Raw genomic sequence first — 22104 nt, forward strand, 5'->3', positions numbered from 1 at the left:
CTAGTCCCGGCCCTGCGCGACCTGGGCGATCTCGGCTCCGAGATCCCTGGCCAGGTCGCCCCGGGCGTCCAGGCACCTGCCGCCGCTCGCGTCCGCCACGCGCAGGTCGAACCGGTCCTTCAGACAGCCGCCGGAGTCGAACGAGACCATGACGACGGGCACCTTCCGGGCGGCGACGGCCGCCACGAGCTCGTCCTGCCGCGCGGCATTCATCCGGTCGTTGTCCTCGTCGTCGGTGAGGAGCACGACGAGCTGGGGGTGGCCGTCGTCCTCGGTCCCCTGCGGCATCCCCTCCAGCGCGGCCTTCAGCGCGCCGCCGATGTCGGCCTCCTTGGACGGGTCGGGCTCGGCGTCGTCCACCTTCTTCGCCGCCTCGGCGGCCTTGTCCTGCTCGTTCCGGGCGGCCGCCCTGGACCACGAGCCGTGGGTGCCGAAGGGGAGCAGGTCGCGGTAGGGGGGCTCGGATCCGGCGGAGGCGACGCTCCACACGCCGAACACGTCCTCGGCGCCGAAGCGGCCCATCGCCTGCTTGAGGATCTCGCGCGCCCCGTTGGGGCCGTCCCACCAGCGGCTCATGGAGCCGGAGCTGTCCAGCAGGAAGCGGACCCGGCTCGCCGCGTTGGCCTGCCGGTGCTTCTCCATGGTGTCGGCGGCCTCGTCCGCGGTCAGGGCGCGCGGCAGCGGGCCGGCGTCGCCGAGCAGGCCGGGCGGCGGCGAGGGCAGGGGCTCCCGGGGCGCGCCGCGGAAGGCCGCGTCCCGGAAGGCCTTCCGGCCGTCCTTCGTGGCCAGCCATTCCCGGAACCGCCGGACGGCCCGGTCCCGCTCCGCCTCGTCCAGGCGGGCGTCGTTCCAGCGGACGTGGACGAAGACCGGGTCGAGGCCGGGGACGTCGGCCGGGTACTCGGCCACGCGCGTCACCCCGGTCGTCCCCGCGCAGTCGCGGTACTGGGCGAGGGTGGGCTCCGCCGCCAGGACGGCGGTGCGCCGGTCCACCGCCCGGTCATCGGCCGAGCCGCCCCGGGCCAGCGCGCAGACGAGGTCCCTGCCGGTCGGCATGGACCGTCCCTGCCGCCGTTGCCCCAGTTCCACGGCGCGCGGGGCGTCCACCCGGTACTGCCCCCGGGCCGCCGCGAGCGCGGCGTCGGTGTACCGCGGGTCGGCGCGCCGGACCTGGGCCCGCTCGTCCTTCGCCCGCATCGCCGTCATCAGCTCGGCGAGGGTACGGCCCGTGCGCCCGCTCCCGGCCTCGGCGAGCCGGTCGGGCACCAGTAGGACGGGCGGCGCGTAGGCCAGCGGCTCGGCGTCGTCGAAGTCCAGGGAGAGCACCGACGGCTGGTTGCCGGTCTCGTCCCGGGCCCTGCGCGCGCTCGCCGACGACGCCGGGATCCACACGTCCGGCTGCGGCCCGACCGTGCCCACCGGGTTGAACCCGGACCGGCCGGCGTGCGCCCACTCGCCGTACTGGGTGCGGAACGCCTCCACCGTCTCGGCGGACCCGGCGCTGTAGACGGTGACGCCGGAGCGCCGGCAGCCGTCGCCGTCCTCGTTGGCGGCGGAGGCGACGAAGCCGTTCGCCGCCTCACGGACGGCCGGTTGCAGGTCCGGGTCGACGAGGACCCGCAGTTCGAGCGGCGGGTGCCGGGCGCAGGAGGCCGAGGGGCCGTCGCCGCGCGAGTCGCCGGAGGCGAGCCACCAGACGCCGGCGGTGAGCGCGACGACCGCCGCCAGGCCCGCGCCGATCAGCCGCACCCGGCGGCGGGCGGGCGGCTTCGGGGCCGGTTGGGGTCGCTCGGGTGGTGGGGTCGGCTGTGTCGGCCGGGGCGGTGTCGCCGGGGGCGGCGGGACGCCGGGCCGGCCGCCGGCGGGCGGCCGGGCCAGGACGACGTGCTCGCCCGCGCCCTTCCGGCAGACCTGCGGGCTCCACGCCCTGCCCCCGGCCGTCCGGGCCTCCTTGAGGCCCGCCGCCAGGCGCTCCTGGAGGCCCCCCAGGGTCAGGGGCCCGGCCGGCTCCCCCGCGAGGTGCCGGACCAGCTCCGCCGTGTACGGCGTCGGCGTCGCGGCGTCCCCCGCGTCGATGCGCTGGTTCTTCTGGACGGCCAGCAGCAGCGAGATCCGGTCCTGGTCCCGTTCGTCGAGCTCCTCCCAGGCGCCGGCCGCGTTGCCGGCGTAACAGCAGTCGAGGACCACCACGGTGTGGCGGCGGGCACTCGCGCCCGAGCACAGCCGGCGCAGCGTGTCGTCCCAGCGGATCCAGCCGGGAAAGCTGGGCCCGTTCTCCACCGTGGCGTCCCGCAGGCCCAGGAACAGCCGGCCGTGGCCGCCGGTGCGCGTGTCGACGATGCCGTGCCCGGCGAAGTAGACCAGGAGCAGTCCGTCGGTGGCGTCGCGGACGTGTCCCAGGCGGTGCTCGAACTGCTCGACGCCGGGCGAGTGGAGCGATTCGATCCGGTCCTCGGCGAAGACGCCGCCCGTGCTCAGCGCGGCCCGCAGCTCCGTCAGGTTGCGCTCGACCGCCGCGATGTCGCCGAGCCCCTCCGCCACTTCGAGCGGCCGGTCGCTGGCGTAGTGGGACACGCCGATGAGCAGGGCTCGGTCGGCTCGCTCCCGCCGTCCGGATCCGGCCATCGCGCTAGTCCCGCTCGTCGTTCCGCTCGTCGCCCCGCCGGTCGTTCCGCTGGTCGTTCCGTCGGTCGTCCGGCTCCGCGCGGAATCCGGGCGGGCTGTCGTCGCCGAGGGCGCGCCGGCTGCGCACCCACTCCCTGATCGACGCCGTCACCAGACGCACGATCTCGGTCGTGGTCGCCGCCCCGAACCACTCGATCACGATGTCCAACTGAGGGCCCATCAGGGCTCCGGCCTCGGCGGGTCGCGCACCCCGTTTGACCTGCACCAGGTCCTTCAGTTCGGGTTCGCCCCTGAGCCACGCCTCCAGGGAGCCGACGTCCCCTTCCGCTACGTGCCCGGGCGCGGAGACCCGCACGCTGTGCCGTAATTCGCCCTCTCCCCGCGTCATAACTGGACATGGTGGCACGGAGCGCGGCGTTCGAGGAGAGGCCGGGGAGCGGCATTTCGCCCGCCGGGAGCGGCATTTCGTCCGCCGGAGCGCTTGCCGGAAGCGAACCGTTGTACGACGCTGTCCCGGCCACCACCGGCCGGCCCACCCCCGGCCGGTCCGGGCGCGATCCCCCACCCCCGACGCCATGCGCACTCGGCTCACCGCAAAGGGGCTCCGAATGGGCATCTACGGCCAGGACTGGGCCTCGTACCAGTCCTCGACCCCCGACACCAGCGGGCTCTCCTTCGCCTTCGTCAAGATCACCGAAGGGCTCGGCTACCTCAACCCCAAATGGGTCTCCCAGCGCGACCACGCCAAGGCGAACGGTCTCGTCTGGGGCGCCTACCACTACCCCCACATGGCCAACGACCCCCGGGCGGAGGCCGACTACTTCCTCCGCCAGGTCGCCTGGCGCCCCGGCGACATCATCGTCCTGGACTGGGAGGGCTACGACGACGCCAACGCGAGCGTCCCGAAATCCCGCCAGCTCGTCTACCGCGACGCCTGGCTGGACTACGTGAAGGCGCAGATGCCGGACTACCCGGTCGGCATGTACTGCAACCTCGACTACTGGCTGAACGTCGACCGGACCTCCACGTGCGGCGACTTCCTGTGGATCGCCACGTCCGGCCGGACGGCCGGCCGGCCCGGCATCCAGGACCCGTGGCTCTTCCACCAGTACAGCGAGGCCGGCGGCGTCGACCGCGACTACTGCCCCCTGGGCTCCACGGCGGAACTCCGCGACTGGAGCCTGTCGTTCCAGCGCACTCCCCCCACCCCTCCCGCCCGTTATACGGAGGAAGACATGTACTCCTACTTCGACGTCCCGGCGAACGCGGACTTCGACCTGCCGGTCGAACCCGCCGGCACCCTCGCCGCGCCGGCGGGCGGCGCCCGCAACGGCCCCATCTGGCTGGTCCTCTCCGCGCAGGGCAGGGACGCGCAGGTCACCACCGCCTTCCACGTCGAGGGCGGCGCGTGGGGCCGCCCGACCGGGCCCGTCCCGGTCACCCTCACCGGGGACAAGCTCGTCCTCCACCTGCCCACCGACCGGCTCGTGGACAAGGTCCGGATCCGCTCGACGGCTCCGCTGACGGGCTATCTCGTGGGGCGGCAGGTCGCCTAGCCGGGCCCGTCCGTGAAGGGGACGGTACGCCACGGGCTCTCCGGGTCGACGGTGAGGGCGCGATGGGCGTCGAGGACCTCGGTGTACCAGGAGCCGAACCGCTCCTCGTCGAAGTGGAGGCACCGGCCCAGCACATAGCCGGCGGAGAACTCCTCCCACGAGCCGTACGCGTCCCGCGCGGCCTTGGAGGCGCGCTCCAGGGCCGCGAGCGTCTCGGCCTCCGTGGCGTACCGGGCGCCGCGGCCCCAGCGGGCCATGTTGGAGCCGCGGCCGATGTCCCAGGCGGCGATCGTGCGCACGAACCCGTCGGGCGGCAGGAGCCCGTCGGCCCGGAACCGCGCCTCGTACCGCAGGACCTCGCCCACCAGCCTGCGGAGGTCCGCGACCATTTCGGCGAACTCCGGGTCGTCGGCGGCGACTCCGTTCTCCCGGGCGCGGGCCCGCAGCTCCGCCTCGACCAGGGCGCGCCACCGCTGCGGATCGACGTGGCCGCCCCTGCCGCCGGGGGCGAGGGCGACGCGGGCGCCGAGGACGAAGTCCCAGTGCCAGGGGCTCACTTCGAGAGCGAGCAGCCGCTCCTGCGTCGAGCGCCAGTCCTCGCGCCCGTGGACGCCCCAGCCGGCGGCGATCCGTCCGACCTCGCCCCGGTAGCCCGAGCCGTGCCAGTGCGGGGTGTTCCACGCGTCGCCGTTCTGGAAGCACAGATGGGCGCCGCAGGCCAGGCCGTGCAGCAGCGGGCCGGGCGGCGGGGCGCCCGTACGGCGGGTCACCACGCGGTCGCCCAGGCCCTCCGGTTCGAACAGCTCGTGGTGGAGGTCGAGCCAGGTCTCCCGCTCGTCGTCGTCGGTGGAGAAGTACTCCTCGCAGGGCGTGGCGGCGTTGACCGCGAGGATGTCCACGCCGGCGGGGAGGATCCCCGCGAGCGCGCCGAGCGTCGCGTACTCGTAGACCAGGTGGGGGTGGGTGCGCGGCAGCAGGCCGGCCGTGTAGACCTGCGCCGCGACGCGCCCGTCGCCGAGCGGGACGGTCAGCATGGGGAACTCGTCCTCGCCGGCCGCCCGCGCCTCGTCGAGCCGCACCGGGTAGTAGACGCCCTCGATGGCGAGGACGCGCAGGTACGCGTAGGCGTTGCCGGTCCGGGTCAGCCGGTACAGCTGCTGCTCGACGTCGGTGGGCGCGGTCCAGCGGGTGCCGTCCTCGGGGGCGGGAACGAAGGGGAAGACCTCCTCGTGGTCCTCTTCGTGCTCCTCTTCATGGCCCCCTTGGGCTTCCCGGTCCCCTTGGGCGTCATGGCCCTGACGCTCGTCCCCGGACGCCGTCCGCATGCGGTTTCCTCCCGTTCCGTGGCCGTCGCCGCGATGACGACCGCAAGATCACGCGGGGGTACGTTACCGACGGTCCGCGCCCGGCCCGGGAGGGGCCCCACGGCTACCGGGAGGAGCCGACGACCGCGCCGGCCGGGTCCAGGGCATCGGCCCGGCGCCGGAGGTCGGCGGCCACGTCGTCCCAGACGGGCCCGTGCAGATAGAGGCTGTCGGCCGCCTCGCGCATCAGCACGGGATCGTCGGGACGCTGAAGGATCGCCAGCCGGTAGGCGAGGTTGCGCACCCAGACGGGGAGGCGCCCTTCGACGACGCGGGGAGAGAGGTCACGGAGCATGGCGACGATCGAGTCGGCGTCGGCGAAGGTGAGCTCCTCCACGAAGTACTGCTCGTGGTGGTCACCGCCGCACCCGGGCGCGTCCTGGTATTCGTCGTCGTAGAGGCATCGAGCGTGTTCTGTGAGGCTGGCGTGCATGATCAAGACTTTATGACCATGATCGTGAGCCGGGCGATCATGCTGGCGAGTCCACCCCCGGCCGTTCGCCCAGCGGGGCGGCGTTGGGCGACGGTGCTCCAGCAGCCAGTGTGGGGGCCGACCAGGAGGAGGATCGCGGCGATCGCGGATCTCGCCGATTATGGCTGCGCTTGACCAGCCGCACCTCGGTCGCTTCGCAGGACAGGCGGAGCACCGTGAGGATCCCGACGAGCACCCAGGTGGCAAAGGGCCACGGGAGACTTGCCCGTCGGCGTCGCTGTCCCGCACCCTTTCCAGCCTGCCCGGCCGGCGCTCCCCCGGCGCCAGGGCCTGGGCCGGACGGGCGAAGGACAGCGGGCGCGGGCTCATCCAGGGCCTCCACCCATGACCGTACCCGGCGATCGCCTCCTGCCGGAACTCGTGCCACCGGATACTGCGGGCGCCGTTCAAGGACGCCGGCACCGCCGATGGAGAAGCGCACAGCGTAGCCGTGTGCTCGGAATGGTCACCGAGGAGCAGAGTGAAGTTGATCAGCGTCATCGTCGTCGTGATGTGACCGACGACAGGCGGCAAACCTCAGAGCTCAGGGATTTCCTCGTCCGTCAGCCGGTCGGTCAGCCCGATGCCCTCGGCCCGCTCCATGGTGGCGCGGTAAGTTCCAACCGCCAAGAGTCGAGCTGGTACAAGTGCAAGACCTCGATCGGGAATTCGTCGATTGCACCGATCTCGTCATCAGTGTCGGAGACCAGTACCCGAGGGGGGCAGGTCAGCCGAGCGTGGATGGTTAGGCGGTGGGCCGGGGCCTCGTCGAGGCTGACGCAGTCACGCAATCTCCAGACCTGATCGTGGGACGCCATCAGCAGAGGGTCGCCATCAGTAACCCGTTCACAGACCAGCTTCAGCGCGGTTGCGGGATCGAGGTGATCTAGACAGGCAAGTTTATCGGCGAGTTGCCGGAGGTACGCGGCGGCACGTTCGCAGCCGAGGAGTCGGTCGAGCGGAAAAGCGCTGGTCATGGTCAATTAGCCCTTCGGCTAACGGCTGTTCGGGTTGGTTGGCCGACAGCCCCGGGTCCGGGGCGGCCAGGCGATGCGCATACGGCGATCCGCGGTAGTGCAGTCGCGGGCATAGTCGGCCCAGGCGCTTCCACCGGACTCGACGAGCCAGCTGAACATGCACGGCATCCCGCATCTGCGGCAGGTGAGTTCAGAGCTGTGGAGTGCCGGTCCGTGACGCTCGCCAAGGATGGGCCAACGTTGGCGTTGCCGGGTCAGTCAGCGGACTTCAGCAAAGCCAGATAGCCATGCCGAAGCAGCCGGCTTACGACGGCAACCGCCCACCCAAGTGCCAGTCAGTTCGGCATGCCCGACCTGTCACCACCGATGTCGTCCAGCACAGCAAGGTCCGTTTCGTCAGTGGTGTATACCGTCGCGGTGGCGGCGTTCCAGGCCAGCTCCCATCCAAGCCGCAGCCCACGGGCAGTCCACCCGTCGTGGCCGGCGGAGGGAATCTCGCGACCTGACGACTGCGCATGTACGGCTTGTTCATACACGGCCCTGGCGGCTGCCACGGCATTGTCTGCACCGTTGGCACGGCCGGCGAACACGTGCAGGCCCACTCGGCCGTCGGGAATGCGAAGCATCGGCACATCAACTATCCACACAGACGCCCGCTTTGGGTACATGATGACTCGCCCATCGTTCAGGACCAGGATTACTCTGCGACGCGAGCCGGAGTCGGGGAAGGTAGCTCCCAAGTCGACACTGATACCCGGAGCCAGCCAACTGCCAGCATCGCGCTGCTTCCACGAGAGAAGCTCAGATTTCCAGCGACGCCAAGCACCCTTCATGTGTCCCCCTGTGCCTTTCTCTCCCAGCGGGGCGAACCGGGTTCACCTTGCAGTGACGGATGCGGGATTGCACCCGCAGCTTGCCAAATGAGGTTTTCGTCAGCCCTTTGACGGAATGGGATGGATTGCCAATGGCCAGCCTCGTACCCATGCGCCTGGACACCTCGTCACAGTTTCGCCCGGACCGCACCAACTCGGGAGAAATCAAGCCTGGGAGGCCGCCCGCCGACCGGACTCATGTCAGGGCGGAACGAATGTTTCGGACACAAAGGACTCCGGCTCGGAATGGACACCGACATACTCACACCACTGAAGCCCCTACACCCACAGGACTAACGAAAACCCCTACAAGACAGGTGGCTCATACGAGGAAGCCGCCACCAGGCCAGTCAGTGACCGGCCGAAGGTTCCTCACCACCTGGTCGATTACAGGGGGGTGGCGGCCGCTGCCCTGGCACGACCGCTCCTGGCAGCAGTCTTTGGAGGCCGCACCAAGAATCCCCTGGCCAAGTCGCCGGGGTTCAGCCGGGACAGGCGAAGCACACGCAGGCACACCAAGACCCCTAGAGGTGGGGATCGTCTCCCGGATATACAGATTGCCGACCGTCACTGCCGAGGACGAAGAACAGAGATCCCCGCACAACAACCCTCGAACAACTGCGGCATTCTGGTCGCGTAGGCCTATTCGCCACAGCCGACCAATGCGCCCGGAAATCAGAACTGAAAGTGGAGCCAATTCTGGCATCCAATTTCACCCCGTCTCTCGTCCAGCTGAATGCATGGCAAAAGGATAACCTCACATGCGCACGCTCATCGTGGACAATTACGACTCGTTCACTTACAACCTTGCCCACTACGTGGCGCAGGCCACGGGTTACGAACCCGTCGTGGTCACCAACGACGATCCGCTCTGGCGGCCTGGGCATTGGGCGGAGTTCGACAGCATCATCATCTCACCGGGGCCGGGCACCCCCGAGCGGCAGGCGGATTTCGGAATCTGCCGTGACATCATCCGGGACTCCGAAGTTCCTCTGCTCGGCGTCTGCTTGGGGCACCAAGGTCTGGCACACGTGCACGGCGGCACGGTGGAGAGGGCCCCGGAGCCCAGGCACGGCAGATCCTCGCCGGTGCTACACGTCGGGACGGGTATCTTCACCGGGCTGCCCTCACCGTTCGAGGTCGTGCGTTACCACTCGCTGACCGTCAGCGCTCTGCCCGACAGGCTGGAGGCGACGGCCTGGACGCCGGACGGGATCCTAATGGGGCTGCGGCACCGTACCCGCCCGCAGTGGGGCGTGCAGTTCCACCCCGAGTCCATATGCACCGAGCACGGCCATAGACTCCTCGCCAATTTCATGCGGTGGGCCGACCGCTGTGGACACTCGAGGCACCACCGTGGCAAGCCCTCGGCCGCAGTCGCGGGGCAGTCCGTCGCCATCGCCCATGCCCCGGAAGCCTCATCGTCCGGGCTTCACCTACGAGTGCACACCATCGCCCTGCCCACCCAGTGGGAGCCCGAGATGGCCTACGACCACCTCTTCCGTGCCGCCTCTCACTCCTACTGGCTCGACAGCAGCCGCCCGGACGACCGGCTCGGCCGGTTCTCTGTCATGGGTGATGCCACCGGACCGCTGGCTGAGGTGGTGCTTGCCGACGTCGAAAACCGCACTGTGACCCGGCAGAAATCCGACGGCACCAACGAGGTGCTGAGCACCGCATTCCTGGACTGGCTGGACGCAGATCTGCGCGCACGGCGTGTAGACGTCCCCGAGCTGCCCTTCGAGTTCGCCCTCGGTTGGGTCGGCTACCTCGGCTACGAGCTGAAGGCCGAGTGCGGCGGCGACGCCGCCCACTCCTCACCCGATCCCGACGGCGCCCTGATCTTCGCCGACCGCGCAGTGGTGTTCGACCACGCAACCTCCACAACCCACCTGCTCGCCCTCGCCCCTGCAGACGACGACACCCAGGCCCGCGCCTGGCTGGAGGCCACTGCGGAACGGCTGAGTCGCCTCAAAGGGCTGCGCGCAGACGCCACAGCGGCAGGACCGGGCGCGGCTGTCGAGGTGAGCCTGCGCCACGACCGGCATACGTACCTCGATCTGATCGGTGCCTGCCACGAGGCGATCAACGCTGGCGAGACCTACGAGGTCTGCCTTACCAACATGATCGACGCCGAGGACTCGATCGATCCCTGGGGCAGCTACCGCTTCCTGCGCTGTACGTCCCCGGCGCCCTTCGCCGCCCTGCTGAACTTCGGCACGCTGTCGGTGCTGAGCACCTCACCGGAGCGGTTCCTACGCATCGACCGGCACAAGATCGCCGAGTCCAAGCCCATCAAAGGTACTCGCCCGCGCTGCCTCACGCCCGTCGAGGACCGGGCCCTGGCAGAGGATCTGCTGGCCAGCGAGAAAGACCGCGCCGAGAACCTCATGATCGTCGACCTTGTCCGCAACGACCTCGGCCGGTGTGCGGAGGTCGGCTCGGTCACGGTGCACCAGATGTTCGATGTCGAGAGCTACGCGACCGTCCACCAGCTCGTCAGCACCGTCCGCGCCCGGCTCAAGGCCGACAGCTCGGCAGTGGACTGCGTGCGCAACACTTTCCCCGGCGGCTCGATGACTGGCGCCCCCAAGATCCGCACCATGCGGATCATCGACGAGCTAGAGGGGGGCCCGCGCGGCATCTACTCCGGTGCGATCGGCTACTTCTCCCTCAACGGCGCCACCGATCTGAGCATCGCCATCCGTACCACCGTCATCACACCCGACCGGGTTCGCTACGGCGTCGGCAGCGCGATCACCACGTTGTCCAACCCCGAAGAGGAGTACGAGGAGATCGCCGTCAAGGCCACCCCGATCCTGCGGCTACTCGGAACGACGTTCCCCGAGCGGGCCCTCAGGACGTCCGGCCTGTGACGACCATGCCAGCGATGTCGACCATCTTCGTCGCCGGGCCCTCGGGACGGCTGGCGGAGGAGAGGAACTCTGTCGCCCGGCTCCCGGCTGCCGACTCCTCGCTTTCCAGGAAGATGCGGTCTGGACAGGTTTCGGCATCCGATCTGACGCGCCCCGATTGGCCGCCGCCTGGCAGGCCGAGTGGCCAGCCACATCGACCTCCCTGCCGCACACCGACCGCTGGAGCACGTGAGATGCCCCTGAACCCGGCCTTCGTCGGCCGCGCCTACCCGCCCACAGCCCCGTATGAGGTGAACTGCGAGAAGATCCGCGAGTTCGCCGATGCCGTGGGTGACACCCACCCTGCCTACACCGACCCCGCCGCCGCCCGCGCCCTCGGCCACGACGCCGTGATCGCCCCGCCCACCTTCCCCTTCATCATCGCCCATCGGGCTGCCGAGCAAGTCGTCAAAGACCCGGAGCTGGGCCTCGATTACAGCCGGGTGGTCCACAGCGACCAGCAGTTCAGCTATACCCGTCCGGTGCGGGCGGGCGATCGGGTCTCCGTCGTTACCACCGTCGAGTCGGCCAGGTCACTGGGCGGCAGCGACATCCTCGGGGTGCGTGGCGATCTGATCACCGCGGACGGGGAGCACGTCGTCACCGTCCGCATGGTGATCGTCGCGCGCGGCACCGGCCGAGAACGCTGACGGCTAATCGGATACACGGACATGGCAACTGCTTCACAGGAAACGGAAACCCGAACATGACCGCGTTCACCTTCGCCTCGAACCCATACGACGCACCGTCCACCACCACAGGCTCCGGCTGGAACCCCGGCTCCTGGCAGGAACACCCGGCCGCCCAGCAACCGCAATGGCCTGACACTGCCGCCCTCGATATCGTCATCCAGCACCTAGCCCTCCTCCCGCCGCTGGTCAGTGCGGCGGAGAGTGCACGGTTACGCGCCGCCCTCGGCGCGGCCGCCCTCGGCAATGGCTTTCTCCTCCAAGCCGGTGACTGCGCTGAGTCCACCGGCTCCTTCCACACCGACGCCGTGCACGACAAGGTCAAGGTCATCCACCAGATGTCCACCGTCCTCGCCTTGGGCAGCGGCCTGCCCGTGGTCAGGGTAGGCCGCATCGCCGGCCAGATGGCCAAACCACGCTCCAACCCGGTCGAGTCCGTCGAGGGCCCGTCCGGCCCCCTGCTCCTGCCCAGCTACCGCGGCGAGATGGTCAACGGCAACGCGCCCACAGCCGAGGCCCGCCGCCCCGAACCCACCCGTCTGCTGTACGCCTACTATCGATCCGCCGCCAGCCTCAACCTGCTGCGCATGTTCACTGCGGGTGGCTTCGCGACCCTGGACGAGATACACGCCTGGAACCGCGAGCTCATCACGGCGTCCGCCGCCGAACCGCGCCACGCCGCACTGCTCGACGACATGGACGAGGTCCTGCGCCACCTCGCCTCACGCGCCGGCGATCGGCCCGGTGCACCGGAGCACCACGGCTTCGACTTCTTCACCTCGCACGAAGCCCTGATCCTTCCCTACGAGCAGGCTCTGACCCGTTGCAACCACAGCAGATCGTCCTGGCATGACGCCTCGGCCCACATGGTGTGGATCGGCGAACGTACCCGTCAGCTGGACGGCGCGCACATAGAATTCGCCGCCGGTATCGACAACCCGGTCGGTGTGAAAATCGGCCCGGCCATGGAGTCCGAGGAACTCCTTGCCCTCTGCCACCGTCTTGACCCGACCCGCGACCCGGGCCGCCTCACACTGATCACCCGCATGGGTGCGAGCGACATTCGCGGGGCCCTGTCGCCTCTGGTGCGCGCGGTCCGTGACGCGGGCTACCCAGTGTTGTGGGTCTGCGACCCGATGCATGGCAACACGATCGCCGGTTCCGACGGTCTCAAAACCCGACGGTTCGACGACATCGTCGACGAACTGCGCGGATTCATCGAGGTCCACCGCGCGGCGGGCACACACCCCGGCGGCCTGCATCTGGAACTCACTGGCGAAGACGTCACGGAGTGCCTGGGCGGCACCACGTCAGAAGTCCTGTGGGGAAATCTGCCAGACCGCTACGAGACAGCCTGCGACCCGCGCTTGAACCGGAGCCAGGCGCTGGAACTGGCGTTTGTCGCGGCGGAGCTGTTGCGGGAAGAAGGCCGCTCCAGCGCGGGACCCGCACGTGCGAGGTCCCGAGAATCCGGAGCATCGATGTATCACGGGGCGGCAACGCAGCTCACCGGTGTCACGACCGGTGCGGACTGGGTCGACGAAACCTTACTGAGCGGCTCCTCGGATGACGTGTGCCTCGTCCTCGATCACGAGATCGACCGCGCCACCCTCCGCCGAGCCGTGCGTGACTGTGAAGCTCTCCTCACCCAGGCCGGTTTGAAGGCAGGCGGTACGGCTGCCCTACAGCTGCCGCCCTCGCTGGCGTACGTGGTCCACCTCCTCGCCGTCTGGCGGCTCGGCGTCCAAGCAGTGCTACTGGACCATCGACTCACCGTGCCCGAGACCGATCGCGCGCTGCTTACCACGGCGCCCCAACTCCTGGTGTCCACCACGAAGGCCGGCGGTGCGCTGCACGGCTTCCACCAGGTGGACGTGAACCTCACGCCGTACCCGGGCCGCCCTGCTGAGACCGGGCATCTGCTCCTCCAGCTCAGCTCCGGGACGGCCGGGCCGTCGAAGGTCATCGGCCGCACGGCGACAAGCCTGACCGCCGAGCTCGGCAGGTACGCACAAATCGATGGCATGCCGGGCCCTGGCGGACGGCTGATCGCGCTCAGCTCGCTCACTCACACCTATGGTCTCCTCGGCGGACTGCTGCACAGCCTCCACAACAACGTCCGCTTCACCCTGCCCGCACGCACCACACCCACCGGGGTCATGGACACCGTTCTCGCGCACCCCTCGCCGACCCTGCTCATGGGGGTGCCAGCGCAGTTCACCCTGCTGGGGTCGGTGGCCGAGCCGCCGCGCATGCCCCAGCTCGTCCAAGCGATGTCGGGCGGCGGCCGGACGTGCCCGGAGGTCGCCGACGCTTTTGCCGACCGGTTCAATGCCCCGCTCGGCGAGTGCTACGGCATGACCGAGACCGGCGTCATCGCCACCGACATGAGCGGCGCGATGCGCCCGGCGACCGGCTGGGCCGCTCCGGGGATGCGCATTCGTGTCGACGAGGGCGAACTCCTCATCGCCACAGCAGAATCCCCCTACCTCAGCGACCACATCGGTGACCATCCGACGGGCCGCTGGGCCAACGGCTGGCTGCGCACCCGCGACGCCGGGGAGATCAACGACATCACCGGACTGATCACCGTGCGCGGTCGGCTTGACTCCCAGGTCTCGGTCCGGGGACTGAAGGTCGACCTGAGCGAGGTCGAGGACACCCTCACCGCCCTGCCAGGCGTGCGGGAGGCGGTCGTCCTGTACGGGGACGGGATCAACGCCTACGTGGAGGTGGAGGGTGCGACCACGCTCGACGGGATCAAGGAGGCACTCGGCCGACAGCTCGCCGACTTCAAGCTGCCGCGCCGCTGGTACGTCATGCCGCAGCTGCCCCGAACGGCGACGGGCAAACCGCTGCACGACCACAAAGCCCTGCGGGCAGCCGCGCAGCGGAACGGGTACACGCGATGAATCACGCGGAGGATAAGGGATGTTCGAAGACTGTACAGAATCCCGTCGCAGGGACAGGTTGCACGGGATCACCCTTCCCGAGACCAAGGCGACGGGCCGGGGCCCGTCAGCACGACCGGCGCTCCTGTCACAGCGGGTCCGGCAGCGGCGACGGCCAGCAGGTACCCGTCGGATACGCGGGGGGCGGCCGTACTCATCCCCGGTTCACCCAGCACGGGTGCCAGCAGGGACCGGCCGAGGCGTGGGGTGTCCCGCCGCGGGCCGGGATCCGTCCACGGCAGACCGTCCGGGTACGGCACCGGCCGACGCAGACCACCATCAGACAGTCCCAGGCCCCGCGCCTTCCCGATGGCCTCCTTGTGGGTCCACAGCCACAGGAAGGCCGCGGGCTGCTCCCCGGCCGCCCGCTCCGCGAGCCACCGGACCTCGGCCGCCGAGAACCAGCGACGGCCCAGCGCTACGGCTGGCAGCGGGCGCAGTCGTTCTATGTCGACTCCCACCGGGCCCAGCCGACTCAGCGCCACCGCCACCACACCAGCGCAATGGCTGACGCTCACGTGCAGCCCCTCTGCCGCGCCGCCCAGCCAAGGACGGCCCCGGGCTTCCCGTCCGACTCGTATCTCCCCCGGCGGGACCCGCAGGGCATGCGCAGCCGCCGCCCGCACCAGCGGGGCGCTGGCCGGCCGTCGCTCCGGACTGGGCGTCAGTCGGACGACGACCGCACTGCCCGGATCAACCGGCTCCGGGGTACCCGATACGCCCTCACTCATGCGTCACCCCACACATGCACACCCAAAGGTCAGGAGCCAGTCCAGTGAACACCAAGACCCGCGAATTCGTTCTGAGCGTGCTGCGTGAACTCAACTATGAGGTCGACGGCGTCACCGACACGACCCCGCTCGGCGACGAGGGCCTGGAGCTGGAGTCGCTCACCCTCGCCGAGGTCACGATGCGGCTGGAGGAGAAGTACGACATCCAGTTCACCGACGAGGAGCTGGAGGGTCTGACCAAGCTGACCCTCGGCGACTTCGTCTCCCAGATAGTGGACCGCGCGACTACGGGTCAGGGCCGATGACCACCGCACCCGCACTGACCAAGGAACTGCTGGTCCAGATCCTCGCCGAGTACGGGGAGCGGGAGGCCAACGAGATAGCCGAGCGTGTCGACTCGCTGGAGCTGGCATGGCTCGTCCACTCGTTGGAGGAGCGGTACGGCCTGAAACTGGACCTCGACGACGTCCAGCTGGCCCGGATGACGACGCTGGATGACGCACTGGCCATCCTCGGGAAGGCTAGACGCCACATACCGCGTAAACCCGTTGTCGTCACCGGGCTTTCCGTGACCACGGCCTTCGGGCGCGGCCTCGAAGCGCTGCGGCAGGGCCTCGCCGCCGGGCAGCCGGCCTTCGGGCCGGTAACCCGCTTCGAGGTGGGCAAGCGACGTGTGGACCGGGCTGCCACCCTGCCCGGTGACCCCAACCTCATCGACGAAGTCACCGACGCAGTCACACAGGCGATCGGCCAAGCCGGTCTGGGCCCCGGGACAACAGCCCGCACGCCACTGCTCTTCGCCCGGCACGCCGACCAGGCGCCGCCCAGGCTGACGCTGCCCGAACACCACGCGCAAGCGCCGCACACGAGCGGCACACAGATCGCCAAACAATGCGGGCTGCGGGACGCAGCCCGTACGTACACCAACGCCTGTGTCGCAGCGAGCAGCGCGATCGCGGACGCGGCGGCCCTGATCTCGGCAGGGCGCGAGGAGCGGGTCGTAGTAGCGGCGGGCTATTTCGTCGACGCCGACACCTACGCACTTTTCGACGCGGGCCGGGCCCTCGCGACGGACGGTCATCTGCGCTCGTTCAGTCAGGACCGCAAGGGGCTGCTGCTCGGCGACGGCCTGGGCGCGGTGGTCCTGGAGTCCACCGAGTCAGCGGCCGCGCGGGGAGCCGCCCCGATCACCGAGCTCCTGGGCTGGGGACGGGCCGGAGACGCGTTCCATGTGTGTCAACCGCACCCCGAGGGGCTCGGCATGGCCGCTGCCATCGAGGCAGCCCTCGGCCGCGCGGAGCTGACCCCCGACGGAATCGGCTACATCAACGCGCACGGCACCGGCACGCCCCTCAACGACTCCGCTGAGACTGCCGCGATCCGGCGGGCGTTCGGCGAGGCTGCCCGCACGGTGCCGGTCAGCTCCACGAAGTCCCTGCACGGCCATGCTCTGGAAGCCTCTGGCGTCGTTGAGCTCGCGGTGTCCGTGCTGGCGCTCCAGGAAGGCACCGTCCCTGTGAACGCGGGCTACCTCGGACCGGATCCGGCCTGTCGGCTGAACCTCGTGGTGGATGCCCCCCGGCGGGTGGCTGCGCAGGCGGTGCTGTCCCTCAACGCCGCCTTCGGTGGTGCCAACACGGCCTTGGTGCTCGGGGCGGTGGCGGCATGACGGAAGTATCGGTCGCGGGGCTCTCGGTTCTGTCCCGGGCCGACTGGCCGGAGGCTGGGGACAACCCGGTCAAGGGGCCGCCGAGCCTGGCCGGATTCGTGGTGTCATCGTTCGCCCCGTTGGCCGCCGAAGCCGCCGAGCGCTGCCTCAAGCGTGCCTACGGCGAGGCGCCGGCCCAGCCAGGACGGGAGCGGCGCACAGCAGTGCTTGTCGTGAGCAAAGCCGGTGACACCGCCACCGAACGGGCCGTTGCCAGAGCTGTTGACGCCGGCCGGTCCGTCCAGCCGCTGCTGTTCTTCCAGTCCGTCCCCAACGCCGTGATGGGCTACGTGGCGAAGCGCTGGGGCCTGGTGGGCCCAGTCGTGTGCCTCAGCCCTGCGGGCGACCCCGAACAGGAGGCGCTGGCGACGGCCGATCTACTCCTCCTGGACGACGCGGCCGACGACGCGTTGATCGTGCTGCTGGAACTGGCGGCGGAGGACGGCGCGCACGACACGGCCACGGCCTTGCTGGTCGGGCCGGACATAGCAAACGAGGTGGAAGCGTGAGTGACAACGGCAAGGAGCTCCCAGACAGGCGCCCGGGCCTCAAGATCAGCCCTGACCTCGCCGAAAACGAGCTGACGGTGGCGCTCCGGCGGTTTTGGTGGCTGCACGACGCCCGCTGGTATCAGGGCGTAAAGAAGCGCTTCGGGCAGGAGGTCGCCAACGAGATCAATGCCGAGGCACTGCGCTTCGTCGGACGCCGCGTGGGCGTCTGGTACGCCAACGCTCACGGCGTACCGGACGGCTCCTCGCCCACCGAGCTGGCGGAGGCGGTGGCGGGCCTGACCCGCACGATGATGACAGAGCAGATGCTGCGCTGCCACATCAGGGAGATCGATGAGGAGAGCCTGGAGACGATCGTCACCGAATTCTTCGCGCTGCGGATGCTCAAGGCCGCTCGCTCTCTGGAGGGCTACCAATGCCCCTGCCTCGACATGCGGGACGGCTGGTTCGAGGGCCTCGGGGTGAAGGTCGAGGAGACCACCGTGGAATGCATGCGCACCGGTGGCCGCACGTGCCAGATCTACACAAAGGTCGGCGCCGGCGTCCCACGAATCGAAGCATAGCGCTCACAGAGAAATGAGCCCGTCAATGGGCAGGCGTCCGTCATTCTGACCGGCGCGCTATGGCGCCGGTCAGAATGACCGACTCAACCATCGGCCTGTCATGGATGCGTTACGGCCCTCAACAATAGACCACGGAGGCAGGTATGAGAGGCGACCCCAGCACGCCGGACGGTATTCCGGACCACGACGAGAACGACCCGGCGGAGCACGCGGTCATCGTCCGCCTGGCGGGCAACTGGCACCGCAGGGCGTCAGTGAAGCGGGAGGAACTCCAGCAGGACGAGCTGTTCGACATCGACAAACTCGACTACCCCGAGCGCATACTGCCCTTCCGCGAACACCCCACGTATCTGGCACTGGACCGGGAGGAGCGCTCCCGGCTGCTCAGCTGGGCCTGGATCGCCTACAACCGCACGACGGTGCTGCTTGAGGGCCAGGTCGTGAACCCGGCCTTTCAACTGGCCCTGGACGGATGGCTACCCAGCGTGGGTAAGGAGAAGCTGCAGCGCTCGGTGGCCCAGGCGATGGTCGACGAGCAGTACCACACCCTCATGCACATGAACGCGAGTGCGGTCACCCGCCGCCGGCGCCGCCAGGCCTTCCCGGACGCCGCGCTGCCTTTGCCCCGTGTCGCCCGCGAACACGCAAAGCTGCGCGACTCCTGGCCGGAGCAATGGCAGCGCTCGCTGACCACCCTGGGCTTCGCGACGGTCGCAGAGATATCCATCAACGCGTATCTGAACCTGATTGCGGACGATACGGAGATTCAACCGGTAAACAGCGCCACCGTCCGCATACACAACCGCGACGAGTACTGCCATGCGTCGATAGCCACCGTCCTCGCCGAACAGGTCTACGGCGATTTGGACGAGAAGGGCCGCCGGTTCTTCCTGAACTCCCTCGCGGCGGGGCTGGACAGCTTCGTGGCCAATGACTTCGCCACTTGGCACCGGATCATCGACCAGACCGGCCTGCCGGGAGGTCACCGCATGCTCCACGACATCGAGGACGCGACGGACAATCGGCCGCTGATCCACGACTACAGCGGACTGCGGGGCCTGGCGGAGCGACTGGGCGTGGAAGACGACCTGGAGTTCGACTGGTCGCAGACGATTACGGATTCGGAGTCCGCACCACCGACGTAGTGGTGGGAGCGGAACAAAAGCCGAAAGGAAACCCATGGAACAGCGGAAACCCCGCACGGTACTGATCACCGGCGGCAACCGGGGCATCGGCGCGGAGATAGCCCGGGCCTTCGTGACCCTGGGCGATCGGGTCGCGGTCACCCACCGCGGCAGTGAGACTCCCGAGGGCACGTTCGGCGTCGGGTGTGACGTCACGGATGCGGCGTCCGTGGACAAGGCCTTCACCACTGTGGAGCGGGAGATGGGCCCCGTCGAGGTACTGGTGTCGAACGCGGGGATAACCGCGGACGGTCTCCTCATCCGCATGGACGAGGAGCAGTTCCTGCGTGTTATCGACACTAACCTCGCCGGCGCTTGGCGCTGTTCAAGGCGCGCTGTCCCTCAGATGCTGCGGCAGCAGGGCGGCCGCATCATCCTGATCTCCTCGGTGGCTGCTCTCCTCGGCAGCCCGGGCCAGACGAACTATGCCTCCAGCAAGGCTGGCCTGGTGGGCCTGGCCCGTTCCCTCACTCGGGAGTACGGCACCCGCAACATCGCCGCCAACGTGGTGACCCCCGGCCTCATCGAGACGGACATGACCGCCGGCCTCTCCGAGGCACGCCTCGCCGAACAGCGCGCACAGATCCCGCTCGGCCGCACGGCGACGGCCGACGAGGTCAGCGGTACGGTGACCTGGCTTGCGAGCGAGGCGGCCGCGTATGTGGCGGGCGCGGTGATCCCGGTGGACGGAGGCCTGGGAATGGGCCACTGAATCAAACTCGCGAGCGATCCCCATGAGTCAGGCCCAGATGTCACATTCGAGGGCCTGGATGGAGCAGTGGACTTCGAACTCGATGAAGGACTCTCCTCGAACATCGCCGCCAGGTGGCGCCGTGCAGGGATCCGATGACTCCCCTGTTGCCATTTCCAGGGCTGCGCAGAGGGCGGTAGTGCCGACACGGAGGTAGTCACGGCTTCGCCACTCAGGGGATTCTGGGCACCGTCGGCAGAACCAGCTGAGAGGCCTCCAGGGCTTGGATGTGTGGCTCCTCGTCGCATTCGAGTGGACCAGCTTCCCCCCTGCTCAGCGGGCCTTGGAACATGATGAGAGGGCCGTCGCCAGATAGGTGAAGGAGACATGGCCTCGGATGGAAGAACCTTGCGGCGGCGCTCCGGTCTTCACTGTCGTCGAGGTCTCGTTGACGTCGCCGGCCGCCCGCGCTTAGGTCCCGCCGCAGGACATCTGGTCCCTGCTGCGCATCCGCGGCTTCACCACGAAGACCGCCTTCACCTGCCCACCGCCCCATCCGCGGGGTGGGATTCCTACGCAGAGTCAAGACCTGGCTGCCCCGTAGGGAAAACACCTCGGGTGGCTGCAAGAGTTGCCAGACGGCCGTCGGCCCGAACCAACCAGCTGCAGCAAAGCCGCTGACTACCGAGTCCCAATCAGTGTGCTCGTAGGTCCTCGGCTCGTGTATCGCCCGGAGGCCCCGGCCATGGATTCCGTAGACGGTGAAGTCGGCCAGAACGGCGGTTGCCTGTCACTGTCAATCGTCCCAGTGATCTACGACCTTGTCCCGAATGTCGGCCGGATACGCTTGAGCGAAGGAGCTGTGGCTCAGCCGTCCCTCGCCCCAGGCAGGGAGCAAGCCGTCGTGGACGACGCTCGGGCCACGCATCCTCCTCCGTTCCTCCTCCGTGTAACAGGCCATCAACGGCAGCACCGTGCTGTCCCATGCCAACCGCCGATCCCGTGGGTGAATTCGGGTGGCGAGCGCCCACAGCAAATCGGCCTCGTCCGACGGATCGATATCATCGTCGAGTACGAAAGTGGTGGGCATCAGGTTGCTGGGGTCGCCGCTGTTGTGGATAACCTCTCCGATCCGGCGTACGAACTCCGCGGAGTCGACGTCTGGGAGAATCGTCCGCCAGTCTTCGGGCACGGTCACCACTGCCCAGTGCATGGCGGCGGGGAACGGCATCCATACAGTGGTGACAGGCAAGCCCGCTCCCCGCAGACCGTGCAGAACGTTCGCCGAGCGTCCGGTACCGGTCACAGTGTGGTATTCGTCCACTGGCCTGCCCTCTGCAACGACGGGCCAGATCGGCTCGTCGCGGTAGGTGATCGCGTCAACGGAGTACACCGGCTGCGGCGAGGTCTGGTTTGAGCAGTAGCCGGCGTACTCTCCGAACGGCCCTTCCAGACTGTCACGGCCCACCGAGAGGTGGCCCTCAATCACCACCTCTGCGTGGGCGGGCACTTCCAGGTCGACGGTTTCGCAGCGTACGACGTCGAGTGGTTCGCCGTGCAGTGCGCCGATGTAGCCTGCTTCATCTACCCCCTTCGGCAGCGGGATACCGCCAACGAAGGGGATCGCGGGAGCCCCACCCTGCACCAATGCATAAGGCATCGGCTCGCCTCGCTCGGCCCATGCCTGCCACACCAGGCCGAGGGGCTGCGGAGGAACCACCAGCCCCGTCATCCGCTTGCCGTCAAGCATCATGATGCGGGAGATGGACCAGTTAGTCCATGATCTGTCCGGCATTCTCGCGATAATGACGCCCCAAGTGTTGAGGTAACGGCCGCCGTCCGATTCATGGATACGGGGCACGGCAAAGTGGTCGAGCGACGCCTCGCTGCCGAGGAGGATGTTCTGCTTGCACGTCGCGCTCTCGCGCGGCACGAGCCTCGGCGGTACGGGTGGGGCGATACGGGTCCGCACCAGGTGCTCCACTAGCGCCGCAGCCCCGGTCTCGGGTGGCAGCCCCACCGAAAGGGCCAGCCGAGCCAGTGGAATGTCCGGCCGGGAGCTCATGCCCGCCGGCGCACCGAACAGCCTCATCCCGATCCGGTCCTCCACAATCTCGGTAAACAGCGGTGCCGCGGTTCGGAGTTCGTAAGAACGTCGCGTGACGGCCGCCGCTTCCAGGTCCACGCTCACCGGTCGGTCGATGGTCTTCAGGTCTCTGAGAGCGGCGAGCGCGTCGGTGTACTCACGCAGGTCGACGAAGTGGCTCATGAGGACAGCCCTCCTGGGTCCTTCGGGG

The 22104-nt window shown here is 69.0% G+C and carries 17 protein-coding genes and 1 pseudogene; 11 read left to right on the top strand and 7 right to left on the bottom strand.

Annotated elements, in window-relative coordinates:
* Together IE096_RS09575 and IE096_RS09580 are read right to left on the bottom strand one after the other, a co-directional pair.
* Window positions 1-2625: a vWA domain-containing protein gene (locus tag IE096_RS09575; RefSeq protein WP_189450596.1), complete on the bottom strand. Its 2625-nt coding sequence runs from the start codon at window positions 2623-2625 to the stop codon at window positions 1-3.
* 4 nt (window positions 2626-2629) lie between these two features.
* Window positions 2630-3013, bottom strand: a complete 384-nt coding sequence (locus IE096_RS09580) for an effector-associated constant component EACC1 (protein ID WP_189450598.1) — start codon at window positions 3011-3013, stop codon at window positions 2630-2632.
* Window positions 3014-3233: 220 nt separating this feature from the next.
* Between IE096_RS09580 and IE096_RS09585 the strand changes: the two genes are divergently transcribed.
* A complete protein-coding gene (locus IE096_RS09585) occupies window positions 3234-4181 on the top strand; it encodes a glycoside hydrolase family 25 protein (protein ID WP_189450600.1) in 948 nt (315 codons plus the stop codon).
* Here the strand turns inward: IE096_RS09585 and IE096_RS09590 are convergent.
* From IE096_RS09590 to IE096_RS09600, 3 genes are all read right to left on the bottom strand, one after another.
* Entirely contained in the window at window positions 4178-5506 is a 1329-nt protein-coding gene (locus tag IE096_RS09590; RefSeq protein ID WP_189450602.1) for a DUF1266 domain-containing protein, read from the bottom strand. The two genes, IE096_RS09585 and IE096_RS09590, sit on opposite strands and share 4 nt — an antisense overlap.
* A gap of 103 nt (window positions 5507-5609) precedes the next feature.
* Window positions 5610-5978, bottom strand: a complete 369-nt coding sequence (locus tag IE096_RS09595; RefSeq protein ID WP_189450604.1) for a hypothetical protein — start codon at window positions 5976-5978, stop codon at window positions 5610-5612.
* Between the two features lie 1351 nt (window positions 5979-7329).
* Window positions 7330-7620, bottom strand: coding sequence for a hypothetical protein (locus tag IE096_RS09600; protein ID WP_189450606.1), 291 nt, complete (start codon window positions 7618-7620; stop codon window positions 7330-7332).
* Window positions 7621-8627: 1007 nt separating this feature from the next.
* Between IE096_RS09600 and pabB the strand changes: the two genes are divergently transcribed.
* The 4 genes and pseudogenes from pabB to IE096_RS31380 all read left to right on the top strand — a co-directional run bounded on the left by pabB (window position 8628) and on the right by IE096_RS31380 (window position 14382).
* Window positions 8628-10742, top strand: coding sequence for an aminodeoxychorismate synthase component I (pabB, locus tag IE096_RS09605; protein WP_189450607.1), 2115 nt, complete (start codon window positions 8628-8630; stop codon window positions 10740-10742).
* Between the two features lie 233 nt (window positions 10743-10975).
* Window positions 10976-11431: a MaoC family dehydratase N-terminal domain-containing protein gene (locus IE096_RS09610; RefSeq protein ID WP_189450610.1), complete on the top strand. Its 456-nt coding sequence runs from the start codon at window positions 10976-10978 to the stop codon at window positions 11429-11431.
* A 56-nt stretch (window positions 11432-11487) separates the two neighbouring features.
* Window positions 11488-12897, top strand: a pseudogene (locus IE096_RS31375) (3-deoxy-7-phosphoheptulonate synthase class II); the annotation flags it as partial.
* A 54-nt stretch (window positions 12898-12951) separates the two neighbouring features.
* The gene (locus IE096_RS31380) at window positions 12952-14382 is read left to right on the top strand and encodes a class I adenylate-forming enzyme family protein (RefSeq protein WP_229820103.1); all 1431 of its coding nucleotides are present in this window, start codon (window positions 12952-12954) and stop codon (window positions 14380-14382) included.
* Between the two features lie 68 nt (window positions 14383-14450).
* Here the strand turns inward: IE096_RS31380 and IE096_RS32130 are convergent, their stop codons facing one another.
* A complete protein-coding gene (locus IE096_RS32130) occupies window positions 14451-15152 on the bottom strand; it encodes a 4'-phosphopantetheinyl transferase family protein (RefSeq protein ID WP_373298058.1) in 702 nt (233 codons plus the stop codon).
* A gap of 44 nt (window positions 15153-15196) precedes the next feature.
* Here IE096_RS32130 and IE096_RS09625 point away from each other — a divergent pair, with 44 nt between their 5' ends.
* The 6 genes from IE096_RS09625 to IE096_RS09650 all read left to right on the top strand — a co-directional run bounded on the left by IE096_RS09625 (window position 15197) and on the right by IE096_RS09650 (window position 19828).
* Window positions 15197-15457, top strand: a complete 261-nt coding sequence (locus IE096_RS09625; protein WP_189450616.1) for an acyl carrier protein — start codon at window positions 15197-15199, stop codon at window positions 15455-15457.
* Window positions 15454-16821 (top strand): beta-ketoacyl synthase N-terminal-like domain-containing protein, encoded by a 1368-nt coding sequence (locus tag IE096_RS09630; protein ID WP_229820076.1) that lies wholly within the window; start codon window positions 15454-15456, stop codon window positions 16819-16821. Before IE096_RS09625 ends, IE096_RS09630 begins: the two co-directional genes overlap by 4 nt.
* Entirely contained in the window at window positions 16818-17369 is a 552-nt protein-coding gene (locus tag IE096_RS09635; protein WP_189450618.1) for a hypothetical protein, read from the top strand. The genes IE096_RS09630 and IE096_RS09635 overlap by 4 nt, the downstream gene beginning before the upstream one ends.
* Entirely contained in the window at window positions 17366-17932 is a 567-nt protein-coding gene (locus tag IE096_RS09640) for a hypothetical protein (RefSeq protein WP_229820077.1), read from the top strand. The genes IE096_RS09635 and IE096_RS09640 overlap by 4 nt, the downstream gene beginning before the upstream one ends.
* 143 nt (window positions 17933-18075) lie before the next feature.
* On the top strand, window positions 18076-19077 hold the full coding sequence (locus IE096_RS09645; RefSeq protein WP_189450620.1) for an AurF N-oxygenase family protein: 1002 nt from the start codon (window positions 18076-18078) through the stop codon (window positions 19075-19077).
* A 34-nt stretch (window positions 19078-19111) separates the two neighbouring features.
* Entirely contained in the window at window positions 19112-19828 is a 717-nt protein-coding gene (locus tag IE096_RS09650) for an SDR family oxidoreductase (RefSeq protein ID WP_189450622.1), read from the top strand.
* A gap of 775 nt (window positions 19829-20603) precedes the next feature.
* Here IE096_RS09650 and IE096_RS09655 read toward each other — a convergent pair.
* On the bottom strand, window positions 20604-22076 hold the full coding sequence (locus IE096_RS09655; RefSeq protein ID WP_189450624.1) for a UbiD family decarboxylase: 1473 nt from the start codon (window positions 22074-22076) through the stop codon (window positions 20604-20606).
* Window positions 22077-22104: the final 28 nt, after the last annotated feature.

It is taken from the genome of Streptomyces abikoensis (assembly GCF_014648775.1).
GTDB lineage: Bacteria > Actinomycetota > Actinomycetes > Streptomycetales > Streptomycetaceae > Streptomyces > Streptomyces abikoensis.

Coding starts and splice junctions, on each gene's coding strand:
- IE096_RS09575 (WP_189450596.1), bottom strand. CDS start 2,625: ATGGCCGGATCCGGACGGCGGGAGCGAGCCGACCGAGCCCTGCTCATC.
- IE096_RS09580 (WP_189450598.1), bottom strand. CDS start 3,013: ATGACGCGGGGAGAGGGCGAATTACGGCACAGCGTGCGGGTCTCCGCG.
- IE096_RS09585 (WP_189450600.1), top strand. CDS start 3,234: ATGGGCATCTACGGCCAGGACTGGGCCTCGTACCAGTCCTCGACCCCC.
- IE096_RS09590 (WP_189450602.1), bottom strand. CDS start 5,506: ATGCGGACGGCGTCCGGGGACGAGCGTCAGGGCCATGACGCCCAAGGG.
- IE096_RS09595 (WP_189450604.1), bottom strand. CDS start 5,978: ATGCACGCCAGCCTCACAGAACACGCTCGATGCCTCTACGACGACGAA.
- IE096_RS09600 (WP_189450606.1), bottom strand. CDS start 7,620: ATGCTTCGCATTCCCGACGGCCGAGTGGGCCTGCACGTGTTCGCCGGC.
- pabB (WP_189450607.1), top strand. CDS start 8,628: ATGCGCACGCTCATCGTGGACAATTACGACTCGTTCACTTACAACCTT.
- IE096_RS09610 (WP_189450610.1), top strand. CDS start 10,976: ATGCCCCTGAACCCGGCCTTCGTCGGCCGCGCCTACCCGCCCACAGCC.
- IE096_RS31380 (WP_229820103.1), top strand. CDS start 12,952: ATGTATCACGGGGCGGCAACGCAGCTCACCGGTGTCACGACCGGTGCG.
- IE096_RS32130 (WP_373298058.1), bottom strand. CDS start 15,152: ATGAGTGAGGGCGTATCGGGTACCCCGGAGCCGGTTGATCCGGGCAGT.
- IE096_RS09630 (WP_229820076.1), top strand. CDS start 15,454: ATGACCACCGCACCCGCACTGACCAAGGAACTGCTGGTCCAGATCCTC.
- IE096_RS09635 (WP_189450618.1), top strand. CDS start 16,818: ATGACGGAAGTATCGGTCGCGGGGCTCTCGGTTCTGTCCCGGGCCGAC.
- IE096_RS09645 (WP_189450620.1), top strand. CDS start 18,076: ATGAGAGGCGACCCCAGCACGCCGGACGGTATTCCGGACCACGACGAG.
- IE096_RS09650 (WP_189450622.1), top strand. CDS start 19,112: ATGGAACAGCGGAAACCCCGCACGGTACTGATCACCGGCGGCAACCGG.
- IE096_RS09655 (WP_189450624.1), bottom strand. CDS start 22,076: ATGAGCCACTTCGTCGACCTGCGTGAGTACACCGACGCGCTCGCCGCT.